Origin of the sequence: Flavobacterium maritimum (assembly GCF_040049085.1) — a bacterium.
Lineage (GTDB): Bacteria > Bacteroidota > Bacteroidia > Flavobacteriales > Flavobacteriaceae > Flavobacterium > Flavobacterium maritimum.
This window is the reverse complement of record NZ_JBDLZY010000001.1, coordinates 590,255-602,184: the sequence shown is the minus strand read 5'-3', so window position 1 is coordinate 602,184 and position 11,930 is coordinate 590,255. Positions and strand designations below refer to the sequence as shown.

8 protein-coding genes are annotated in these 11,930 nt (G+C 36.9%); 6 read left to right on the top strand and 2 right to left on the bottom strand.

Annotated elements, in window-relative coordinates:
• Positions 1–213 precede the first annotated feature (213 nt).
• From ABEB23_RS02620 to rlmF, 5 genes are all read left to right on the top strand, one after another.
• On the top strand, positions 214–2,454 hold the full coding sequence (locus tag ABEB23_RS02620) for an NADP-dependent isocitrate dehydrogenase (RefSeq protein ID WP_348810818.1): 2,241 nt from the start codon (positions 214–216) through the stop codon (positions 2,452–2,454).
• Positions 2,455–2,594: 140 nt separating this feature from the next.
• A complete protein-coding gene (locus ABEB23_RS02615) occupies positions 2,595–4,976 on the top strand; it encodes a TonB-dependent receptor (protein ID WP_348810817.1) in 2,382 nt (793 codons plus the stop codon).
• Between the two features lie 5 nt (positions 4,977–4,981).
• On the top strand, positions 4,982–5,803 hold the full coding sequence (locus ABEB23_RS02610; RefSeq protein WP_348810816.1) for a DUF4249 domain-containing protein: 822 nt from the start codon (positions 4,982–4,984) through the stop codon (positions 5,801–5,803).
• A 226-nt stretch (positions 5,804–6,029) separates the two neighbouring features.
• Positions 6,030–6,692, top strand: coding sequence for a thiamine diphosphokinase (locus ABEB23_RS02605; RefSeq protein ID WP_348810815.1), 663 nt, complete (start codon positions 6,030–6,032; stop codon positions 6,690–6,692).
• A gap of 95 nt (positions 6,693–6,787) precedes the next feature.
• Positions 6,788–7,732 (top strand): 23S rRNA (adenine(1618)-N(6))-methyltransferase RlmF, encoded by a 945-nt coding sequence (gene rlmF / locus ABEB23_RS02600; RefSeq protein ID WP_348810814.1) that lies wholly within the window; start codon positions 6,788–6,790, stop codon positions 7,730–7,732.
• A gap of 73 nt (positions 7,733–7,805) precedes the next feature.
• Here the strand turns inward: rlmF and ABEB23_RS02595 are convergent, their stop codons facing one another.
• Positions 7,806–9,185, bottom strand: coding sequence for a CmpA/NrtA family ABC transporter substrate-binding protein (locus ABEB23_RS02595; RefSeq protein ID WP_348810813.1), 1,380 nt, complete (start codon positions 9,183–9,185; stop codon positions 7,806–7,808).
• Between the two features lie 328 nt (positions 9,186–9,513).
• Here ABEB23_RS02595 and uvrB point away from each other — a divergent pair, with 328 nt between their 5' ends.
• Complete coding sequence (gene uvrB, locus ABEB23_RS02590) at positions 9,514–11,505, top strand: excinuclease ABC subunit UvrB (RefSeq protein WP_348810812.1); 1,992 nt, start codon at positions 9,514–9,516, stop codon at positions 11,503–11,505.
• Here the strand turns inward: uvrB and ABEB23_RS02585 are convergent.
• On the bottom strand, positions 11,502–11,903 hold the full coding sequence (locus tag ABEB23_RS02585; protein ID WP_348810811.1) for an excinuclease ABC subunit B: 402 nt from the start codon (positions 11,901–11,903) through the stop codon (positions 11,502–11,504). The genes uvrB and ABEB23_RS02585 overlap by 4 nt on opposite strands.
• Positions 11,904–11,930 lie beyond the last annotated feature (27 nt).

The window sequence follows — 11,930 nt, the reverse complement described above, 5'->3', positions numbered from 1 at the left end:
CAATTAAACCCCTTCCGAATTCCCAATTTAGGATTTAAACCATGCTAAAAATCACAAATTCAGAATAACACGTTAGTAATCTCTAAATTCGCTTTTTTATACTCAAAACCCGACCACAATTACATCTGATTTTCATATATTTGTTCGCCTTATTTCAATTGGAACAATTATTAGGGCTCCTATTAACCGTGATTCGATTATAAAAATAAAAAAATGACACAAAAATCAAAAATTTTTTACACTCTTACAGATGAGGCGCCTTTATTGGCAACATATTCTTTTTTACCTATTGTCCAAGCTTTTACAGCTACTTCAGATATTGAAATTGAAACAAGAGACATCTCTCTTGCAGGAAGAATTTTAGCTAACTTCCCTGAGTTTTTGACTGAGGATCAAAAAACAGGTGATGCTTTATTAGAATTAGGCCAACTAGCCAACACTCCTGAAGCAAACATTATAAAATTACCAAATGTTTCTGCATCTGTTCCTCAATTAAAAGCAGCTATTGCAGAATTACAGTCTCACGGTTATAAATTACCAAACTTCCCTGAAGAACCACAAACTGACGAGGAGAAAGCGATCAAAGCTAAATACTCTAAAATCTTAGGTTCTGCCGTAAATCCGGTTTTACGTGAAGGAAACTCTGACCGTAGAGCTCCAAAAGCGGTTAAAAATTATGCTAAAGCAAACCCACATTCTATGGGTGCTTGGACTGCTGACTCAAAAACTCATGTTGCCTCTATGGAAAGCGGTGATTTTTACGGAAGTGAAAAATCAATCACAGTTTCGGATGCTACAGATGTTAAAATAGAATTCGCTGGTAAAGATGGTTCCACTACTGTTTTGAAAGCGAGTACCCCACTAAAAGCAGGTGAAATTATTGACAGTTCAGTAATGAACCTAAACGCTTTAAAAAGTTTTGTTGCCAAAACAATCAAAGAAGCTAAAGAACAAAATATATTACTTTCAGTGCACCTGAAAGCTACGATGATGAAAGTATCAGATCCTATTATTTTTGGTGCTATCGTAGAGGTTTACTTTAAAGATGTTTTCGAAAAATACGCTGCCTTATTTAATGAATTAAATATTGATACCCGAAACGGTTTAGGTGATGTGTATGCAAAAATTGCCGGTCATCCGATGCAAGCTGAAGTTGAAGCAGCATTAAACCAAGCAATCGAAAACGGACCAGCTTTGGCCATGGTAAATTCTGAAAAAGGAATTACCAATCTTCATGTTCCTTCAGATGTAATTGTAGATGCTTCTATGCCGGCTATGATTCGTACTTCAGGACAGATGTACAATAAAGAAGGAAAAAGACAAGATACTGTAGCTATGATACCAGACAGATGTTATGCTGGTGTGTATACTGCGACTATCGATTTTTGTAAAAAACACGGAGCTTTTGACCCAACGACAATGGGAAGTGTACCAAACGTAGGTTTGATGGCACAAAAAGCAGAAGAATATGGTTCTCACGATAAAACATTCCAAATAAAATCAGACGGTGTCGTTCGTGTAGTTGATACCAATGGAAATGTATTAATGGAACAGGCTGTAGAAGCTAATGACATTTTCAGAATGTGTCAGGCGAAAGATGCTCCGATTCAGGACTGGGTTAAATTGGCTGTAAACAGAGCACGTTTATCTAATACTCCTGCAATTTTCTGGTTGGATAACAACAGAGCGCACGATAGAGAATTAATCCAAAAAGTACAAAAATATTTAAAAGATCACGATACAACCGGTTTAGATATCAGAATCCTTAATCCAATTGAAGCGACAAACTTCACATTAGACAGAATCATCAAAGGATTAGATACTATTTCTGTAACAGGAAACGTATTGCGTGATTATTTAACTGATTTATTCCCAATTTTAGAAGTGGGAACATCTGCAAAAATGCTATCTATCGTTCCGTTAATGAATGGTGGTGGTTTGTTCGAAACAGGTGCAGGTGGATCAGCTCCAAAACACGTTGAGCAATTTTTAGAAGAAGGATACTTACGTTGGGATTCTCTTGGTGAATTCTTGGCTTTAGGTGCTTCATTAGAACATTTAGGACAAACTTTAAACAATTCTAAAGCAATTGTCCTAGCAGAAACTCTTGATGTAGCTACAGAAAAATTCTTAGCAACTGATAAATCACCAGCTCGTAAACTAGGAGAAATTGACAACCGTGGTTCTCATTTTTACTTAGCAATGTACTGGGCAGAAGCACTAGCAGCACAAGATAAAGATGCGACTTTGAAAGCTATCTTTACTCCTATCGCTAAGGCTTTCAATGAAAATGAAGCTAAGATCAATGCTGAATTAATTGGGTCTCAAGGAAAACCACAGAAAATTGGTGGATATTACCAGCCAAACTCGGAATTAACCAGCAAAGCGATGAGACCTAGCGAAACATTCAATGCTATCTTATCTCAAATTAACGTTCCTGCAAAAATAGCTTAACAAAGCATTTTAATATATCCAAAAAGACAACCGGAAACGGTTGTCTTTTTTTATTAGCAATATATTAACGTTTGTTGAACACCAATTTAGGCATATTTTAGTGAGATTTGCCTCTCTTTACAATAGAAAAAAATCAAGCAATGATTCCCAAGAAAATTAGCCTCTTATTTATAATTCTATTCGCTACCTTATCTTCTTTTTCCCAAGACAAATTTACACTTAGCGGAACTATTACCGATGCCAACAGCAACGAAACCCTGATCGGCGTGAACGTACTAATTCCCGAATTAAAAACCGGCGTTACAACCAATGAATACGGGTTTTACTCGATAACAATCCCCAAAGGAAATTACACGATACAAATTTCTTATCTGGGTTATCAAACTCTGGAAGAAAGTATTACTCTAAATCAGAACATCAAAAATAACTTCAAACTTTTCGGAAATGAAACAGCTTTACAAGAAGTAATCATTACCGATAACCGATCCAAAACCGACATTAAGAAACCCGAAATGAGTGTCAACAAACTCTCTATTTCAACCATCAAAAAAATGCCGGTTGTTCTGGGAGAAGTTGATGTCCTCAAATCTATTTTATTACTTCCCGGTGTGACCAATGCAGGCGAAGGTGCTTCAGGATTTAATGTTCGCGGTGGTGGTGCCGACCAGAATTTAATTTTACTGGACGAAGCAACGATATTCAACTCCTCACATGTCTTTGGTTTTTTCTCTGTCTTTAATCCGGATGCTATCAAAGATTTAAAATTGTATAAAGGTGGAATTCCCTCTCGTTACGGAGGACGAGCCTCTTCTGTTTTGGACATTTATCAAAAAGACGGTAGCAGTAAAGCTTTTCACATGAATGGCGGCATCGGACTCATATCAAGCAGACTTTTGGCCGAAGGACCATTAGTAAAAGATAAAGGCTCTTTCCTTATCGGAGGACGGGCTTCGTATGCCCATTTATTTTTAAAATTATCCGAAGAACAAAAAAACAATGCAGCTTATTTTTATGATTTAAACACCAAATTAAGTTACAAACTGAATGACAATAACAGTCTGTATTTATCCGGTTATTTTGGTCGTGACGTTTTCAGCCTGAACAAAAGTTTTACAAATACCTACGGAAATTCGACTTTAAACCTGCGCTGGAATCACTTATTCTCTGATAAACTATTTTCAAATCTGTCCCTCATTTACAGTGATTACTATTATGGCTTAGATTTGGATTTTGTGGGTTTCAAATGGGATTCCGGCATCAAGAATTACAACATCAAATACGATTTCAAAAATTACATTTCAGATACATTCAAATTGAATTATGGTGCGAATGCCATTTATTATGATTTTAATCCCGGAACCATCAAACCATCAGATACCGAATCAGGAATCAATTACGATCAATTGGATAAAAAATACGCTTTGGAGCCTGCAGTTTACCTCAATGTCGACCAAGAAATTTCCAAGAAAATCTCCATTTCATATGGACTCCGTTTCAGTTTATTTTACCGTTTAGGTGAATCGACCGTGAACATCTACCAAGACAACAATCCCGTGACTTTTAATACTGATATGCAGATTTATGAAAAAGCCACGCCTATAGACACTAAGTACTATGGAAAAAATGAGGTCATTGAAAGTTTCAATAACTTCGAACCCCGTTTTTCTTTTGCTTACCAACTGAATGAGGATCAATCAATAAAAGCAAGTTACAACCGTATGGTTCAGTACCTGCAATTGATTTCGAATACTTCTTCTCCAACTCCACTGGATGTTTGGACTCCGAGTGATAATTTTATCCAACCACAACTTGCCGATCAAGTGGCTCTGGGGTATTTCAGAAATTTTAAAGACGGAGCCTACTCGCTGGAAGTAGAAACCTATTACAAAGAAATTCAAAACCGATTGGATTATATTGACGGTGCTGACTTAATTGCCAATAAAGCCATTGAACAAGTAATTCTAAATGGCCAAATGCGATCGTATGGATTGGAACTGATGTTAAGGAAAAACGAAGGCCGATTAAACGGTTGGATTTCCTACACATTATCCAAATCAGAACAACAAACACCAGGAAGAACACCTCTAGAATCCGGAATCAACAACGGAGAATGGTACAATTCAGTCTATGATAAACTCCATAATATTGCCATAACCAGTTCCTATACCTTAAACGAAAAATGGTCTTTCGGAGCTAATTTTGCCCTACAGTCGGGGCAACCGGTAACCTATCCTAATGGACAATACGAATACCTTGGAATCAATGTTCCCAGTTACGGATTAAGAAACGAAAACCGACTACCAGCTTACCATCATCTCGATATTGCCGCGACTTTGACACCTAGAAAAAACAAGGACCGAAACTGGAAAGGCGAATGGGTTTTTAGTATTTACAACCTGTATAACCGTAAAAATGCCGCATCGATCAATTTCAGGCAAAACGTAGATACCGGATATAATGAAGCCGTTAAGACTTCTATTTTTGGTGTTGTACCAGCGGTTAGTTATAATTTTAAATTTTAATTGTGATGAAAAAGATAACACTCTATTTAGTATTCCTGATGACTGTTTTTTTTAGCAGTTGCGAAGAAGTTGTTGAAGTAGATTTAGATACTGCACCGCCAAAACTGGTGATAGAAGCCGCTATCAATTGGGACAAAGGAACAATCGGAAATCAGCAGAAAATTAAGTTGACAACTACAACAGCTTACTACAGCAATGTAATTCCAACTGTTTCAGGAGCCACCGTCTTCATTAAAAACAGTTCCAATGTGATTTTCACTTTTGTTGAAACAGCTAACTCTGGCGAATACGTCTGCAATGATTTCATACCAGTCATTGACGAAACCTATACCCTGACCGTCATCAGTGAAGGCAATACCTATACTGCCACAGAAACCTTAAAATCTGTTGCACCAATAACAGAAATTGTACAAAATAATGAAGGTGGTTTTACCGGAAAAGACATTGAAATCAAGACATTCTTCAATGATCCTGCCGGCGAACCCAATTATTACCTGTACAAATATGTTTATTCCAATCAAGTAAAATCAAATTATTATGTTGATGAAGATGAATTTTTTAACGGAAATGAATTCTTCAGCATATCCCAAAATGACGAACTGGAATCAGGTGATCAAATAGAAATCAGCCATTACGGAATTTCTAAAACCTATTACAATTACATGAGCGTTCTAGTAAGTATTGCCGGAAACAATGGTGGTGGCCCCTTTCAATCCCCACCAGCAACAGTAAGAGGAAATATCATAAACACTACAAACGCTACAAATTATCCTTTGGGTTATTTTTCGTTAAGCGAAGTAGACAACATTAGCTACACGGTAGAATAATCAGGAGCTGTTCCTGCTATCCATTGCAAGTCGTCCCTTAAAACACTATTTTTCTAAGTTCTGAAAGGAGCTTCCGAGAGTCGCTCTTTCAGGACAAGAAAAATTATTTTTTTACGGTCCGGGCTTTCCATTTTTATCAGGGCTAAAAAATTGGGAATTACAAATTACGAATTATGAATCACTATCTTTGTATTCGGAATTTCCAATTCGTAATTAATAATTAACTATGTCTTCACACCATATCGTTCGAGATGACCAAGAACCTGCATTAATCATTGCCAATGGGGCTGCCTGTAACCCTGAATTATTAGGGCAATTATTAGAATGGTCTCCTCTTGTTGTTGTCCTAGATTCGGCTATCGAAAGAGTCATGGAACTGGACATAAAAGTAGATGTTTTACTGGGTGATTTTGATCGTGGTTTTGATCCTGAAATCTATCAGACTTCACAATATCCTATTGAAATTATTCACACGCCCGATCAAAACAAAACCGACTTGGAAAAAGCCTTTGATTACCTGATTGAGAGAAAAATTCCATCTGTAAACGTGGTTTGGGCTACCGGAAAAAGAGCCGACCACACCATTACCAATCTGACCAATATCACGCGATACCGAAATTTATTGAAAATTGTCATTTTGGATGATCATTCTAAAGTATTTTTATTACCCAAAAAATTCGAAAAATGGTATCCCGCTAATACGCCGATATCATTAATCCCGATTGGACATGTCACCGGCATTCATTCTGATAATTTATTCTATCCCTTAAAAGACGACAGCCTGACCATTGGTTACAGAACCGGAAGCAGTAATCATGTTATCAAAGACGGCATCGTTACCATTGAGCATGACCAAGGTGATTTATTGATGATGGAATGCATGGATTAATTAGCAATCCCTAAATTTCTCATTTCCTTCCATTTATTTGACAACATTCATTTTGACAAAAACAGATTGCCTATCTTTGCGGCGAAATGAAAAAAATGAAACAGAAAACGATTACCGAAAAGACCAATTTACATCCCCGAAATCTAGATAGATTTGGATACGATTTTGACCAATTAATACAGATTACTCCAGAATTAGAACCTTTTGTTTCTATCAATGAGCATGGCATAAAAACGATTGATTTCAGTAACCCTGAAGCAGTAAAATCGTTAAACAAAGCTTTGTTAGCGCTCCATTTTGACATACAAAACTGGGATATTCCAACCAATTACCTTTGCCCACCAATTCCAGGAAGAGCAGACTATATTCATTCTATAGCCGATTTATTAGCTTCAACTAATAACGGAATCATCCCCGAAGGAGAAACCGTTCAAGGTCTGGATATAGGAATTGGTGCGAACTGTATTTATCCAATTATAGGAAATTCAACCTATGGCTGGAGTTTTGTAGGAACTGATATTGATGAAAAAGCGATTCAGAATTGTAAAAAAATTATAAAGGACAATCCTCGTTTAATGGATGCGATCAGCTTGCAATTACAAACTGAAAGTCGTTTTATTTTTAAAAACATTATCACGCCAGAAGATAAATTTGCATTCACCATTTGTAATCCACCTTTTCATAATTCGAAAGAAGAAGCTACAAAATCTTCGATACGAAAAATTAATAATTTAGAAAATACCCGAACCAAAAATCCAGTGTTGAACTTTGGAGGGCAAAATGCCGAATTATGGTGTGAGGGAGGCGAAATTGGTTTTGTAACCCAAATGATTTACGAAAGTGCCAAATACCCAATGCAGTGTTTGTGGTTTACGACTTTGGTTTCCAAAAAAGAAAACCTTTCCAGTATCTACAAGACGTTAAACAAAGTAAGTGCCGTTGATGTAAAAACAATTGATATGGCTCAAGGCCAAAAAACAAGCCGAATTGTAGCCTGGACTTTTTTGAGCGAAGCACAACAAAAAGCTTGGAAATTTTAAACAAAACTCCCCTATTCTTTCAAATAAGGGAGTTTTTTTTTAGAATCGATTCGCTTCTTAAATCATGGAATGATTAGTTTTTATTCCCAATTTTAAAACCATTGATATATTCAACAGGCTTTTTACCGTCGTATAACATATTATCAACAAAATCAGTAGTAGCAGGTTTATATCCATCCGTTTCTGGAATATCATTTTTGGCTATAAAACCTTCATCAAGCAATAGTTTAGCGGCCTTATTCCATATTTCCGGTTTGTATACTTCCCTGATTTTATAATCATACCATTCTGCCGACTTTGATTCCGCAATTTGTCCCCAACGTCTCATTTGTGTCAAAAACCAAACACCATCAGAATAATATGGATAAGTTGCATTGTATCTGAAGAAAACATTGAAATCCGGCAAAGAGTGAACATCTCCTTTTTCAAATTCAAAGGTACCCAACATCGAATTATCGATCACCCTTTTCTCTCCGTCAACATAAGCCGATTTTGATAATATTCGGGTAGCTTCTTTTCTATTTTCCGGATCATCCAACCATTTTCCAGCTTTAATTAATGCCTTGGTAATAGCGATTGCTGTATTGGGATTTTTCTCAACGAAAGCCTTGGTCATAACAAATACTTTCTCGGGATGATTTTTCCAAATGTCCTTACTGGCTATAATAGGCACTCCTATCGACTGATCGACCGCCTGTTGATTCCATGGTTCTCCCACACAATAAGCATTAATTGTTCCAGCCTCGAGTGAAGAAGGCATTTGTGGCGGAGCGATTACAGACAATGATACTTGCCCTACAGTAGTGCCTTGTACATTGACATTGTTATAAAATCCTGGATTTATTCCACCAGCGGCTAGCCAATATCGCAATTGATAATTATGGTTAGAATACGGCGAAACAATTCCCATCGTAAATGGTTTATTCATTTTTTTATATAAATTGATTGCCGGCATAAGCGCGCTTGCCGGTATTGGATGTACGGGTCTCCCGTACTCTCTCGGTAATGTACTTTCAATTTTTGTCCAAACATCATTAGAAACAGTGATGGCATTTCCGTTTAAATCCATAGAAAATGAAGTAACCAGCTCCGCTTGTCTGCCACATCCAATGGAGGCTGCAATAGGTTGACCCGCCAACATTTGAGCGCCATCAATTTGGCCGTCAATTACTTTATCCAAAATATCTCTCCAATTAGCCTGTACCTCCAAGGTGACATTTAAACCTTCATCCTCAAAAAAACCTTTATGTTTGGCAATTGCCAATGGAGCCATATCCGTCAGTTTTATAAAACCTAAAACCAAATTGGCTTTTTCTAAAACCAATCGTTTCGTTTTTGGAGGATCAGGTAATTCATTTTTTAAAACTGAATTGCTATTAGCTGCGTTTTTAAAACTTACCATAAAGAATGACGCTAGTACAACTAACGATAATTTGAATACTATTTTTTTCATATTAAAGACTTTTTGAATTATTACTTAGACGAAATTAAGTATTAATACTTAGTTAAAATCTGCCAAAAAACAGATTTTTTAGTATTTTTAATACATTTTATAAGATGATTCCTTTTACTTTTTAATCAAAAAAAGAAGACACAAATCCCGTAATGTAAATTGAAATCAGAAAATAAAACTCCGTCCGCTGATTTAATTCACTAGCAAACTTTCTTAAAAAATATTTATTCGAAGTATTTTTTTTTTAGATTTTCTTTATGTTTTTTGTAAAAACCAATCTTCGTATCTTTGCAATCGCCTAACTTTAAGGGCTTATCCATATAAACAAATGAATTTCCAAGTATCCTCCGATTACCAGCCCAAAGGCGACCAACCACAAGCGATTGAAAAATTAGCTCAAGGTATTATTGACGGAGAAAAATTCCAGACATTATTGGGTGTCACCGGTTCCGGAAAAACATTTACGGTGGCTAATGTGATTCAGGAAGTACAAAGACCTACCTTAGTTTTGGCACACAACAAAACTTTGGCGGCACAATTATACTCGGAATTCAAACAGTTTTTCCCCAATAATGCAGTTGAATATTTCGTTTCTTATTACGATTATTACCAACCGGAAGCTTTCATGCCTGTAACTGGTGTTTTTATTGAGAAGGATTTATCCATCAATGAAGAATTAGAAAAAATGCGTTTGAGCACCACCTCTTCCCTCCTTTCCGGAAGAAGAGACATATTGGTTGTAGCATCTGTTTCTTGCTTGTATGGTATTGGTAATCCCGTGGAATTTCAAAAGAATGTTATTGCGATAGAAAGAAATCAAACCATTTCCCGCACCAAATTATTGCACAGTCTGGTACAGAGTTTATATGCCCGAACCGAAGCTGACTTTAATCCGGGAACCTTTAGAATAAAAGGAGACACTGTTGAAGTATATCCAAGTTATGCTGATGATGCTTTTCGAATTCATTTCTTCGGAGATGAGATAGAAGAAATAGAAAGTTTCGATGTGAAAAATTCTCAGGTCATCGAAAAATTTGAAAAGTTGACTATCTATCCTGCCAATATGTTTGTGACTTCTCCCGATGTATTGCAAAATGCCATCTGGGAAATTCAGCAGGATTTGGTCAAACAAGTTGACTATTTTAAAGAAATCGGAAAACATCTCGAAGCCAAACGCTTAGAAGAACGCACCAATTTCGATTTAGAAATGATTCGGGAATTAGGCTATTGTTCGGGAATAGAAAATTACTCCCGCTATCTCGACGGACGGGAAGCCGGCACAAGACCATTCTGTTTATTAGATTATTTTCCGTCTGATTTTTTAATGGTAGTAGATGAAAGTCATGTCACCCTTTCGCAGGTTCATGCCATGTACGGTGGCGACCGGAGCCGTAAAGAGAACTTAGTGGAATATGGTTTCCGCTTACCGGCAGCCATGGATAACCGACCATTGAAATTTGAGGAATTTGAGGCTATGCAAAACCAAGTCATTTATGTTTCGGCCACACCTGCCGATTATGAATTACAAAAAACCGACGGCGTTTATGTGGAGCAAGTTATTCGACCAACGGGTCTACTGGATCCTATTATCGAAATTCGACCAAGCTTAAACCAAATTGATGATTTAATTGAAGAAATTCAAGTGCGTTGTGAGTTGGATGAACGAGTTTTAGTAACCACTTTAACCAAAAGAATGGCCGAAGAATTGGCTAAATATCTAACGAAAGTTTCCATTCGTTGTCGCTATATCCATTCGGATGTGGACACTTTGGAACGTATCGAAATCATGCAGGATTTACGAAAAGGACTGTTTGATGTATTGATTGGTGTCAACTTATTACGTGAAGGACTCGATTTACCAGAAGTGTCACTGGTAGCCATTTTGGATGCCGATAAAGAAGGATTTTTACGCAGCCACCGTTCGCTTACGCAAACCATTGGTCGTGCAGCGAGAAACCTAAACGGGAAAGCCATTATGTATGCAGACAAAATCACGGCCAGCATGCAAAAAACGATTGATGAAACCAATTACCGTCGTACTAAACAGATTAATTTCAACACGGAAAATAACCAGGTTCCGCAAGCATTGAACAAAAAAATAGATTCTGCTTTTACCAAAAATCCTTTGGTAGAATATGAACTCGGACATATTTTACCAGCCGCTGCAGAACCCGAAACCGCTTATATGTCCAAACCCGAGATTGAGAAAATCATTCGGGAAAAACGAAAATCAATGGAAAAAGCAGCAAAAGAACTTGACTTTATGCAGGCTGCCAAATTACGTGATGAGATAAAAGCCTTGCAAGGACAATTGGCTTAATTGTGTTGCTCATGAAACGTTTTCAATAAAGTTTCAGGATTAATGATGGCATTTGGTGCTTCATTCATCATTTTGAGAACACGCTTCGTAGCCGTAGGATTCAGTCCCATATTAATTGCAATTTGCCTGATCGCGTGACCTTCTTTTTTATGTAAAACACCATCACAATACATCAGCAGGGCCAATCTGTAAAAGTGCTGAATCCGTTGAAACTCAGATTTAATAGTCAGTTGTGGCAATTCCTGATGAAAAAAATCGTTAAAAACGTCTTGTTCAATATTCAACTCATTGGCCACAATTGCCAAAAACTCATATTCTCTTTTATGCAAATGTCCATCAACGGTAGAAAAGGCAATCATCTCCAAAAGTAAACTCCTTTTTTCTTCGAAAGTATTCATCAAATTAGTATTTTTAGCTAAAATATT